This window comes from Brevibacillus sp. RS1.1 (assembly GCF_013284365.1).
GTDB lineage: Bacteria > Bacillota > Bacilli > Brevibacillales > Brevibacillaceae > Brevibacillus > Brevibacillus brevis_D.
In genome coordinates this window covers 1-270 of the sequence record NZ_JABSVA010000046.1, presented here as the reverse complement: position 1 = coordinate 270, position 270 = coordinate 1, and the positions used below count along the sequence as shown (strand labels likewise).

1 tRNA gene is annotated in these 270 nt (G+C 43.7%); it reads right to left on the bottom strand.

The features are described 5' to 3' along the window. Window positions 1-129: 129 nt before the first annotated feature. A tRNA-Ala gene (locus HP570_RS29335) sits at window positions 130-205 on the bottom strand. Window positions 206-270 lie beyond the last annotated feature (65 nt).

Sequence of the window (270 nt, the reverse complement as noted above, 5' to 3'; positions counted from 1 at the left end):
AGGATGTGGTTATGTCTGCGTTCCAACAGGATGTTGGTGACTTTAGCAGACGTACCAAAAAACATCACTTTCAAATATCCTTAGCAATTTCATGCAATATCCAGTTTTCAAGGAGCATATCTATTCTTTTGGTGGAGCTGAACGGGATCGAACCGATGACCTCCTGCTTGCAAGGCAGGCGCTCTCCCAACTGAGCTACAGCCCCATCACACTATATAAGTGAGGGTTATACTCCCTCAAAACCGGAAAGAAAATAATCTGTGATTGGTA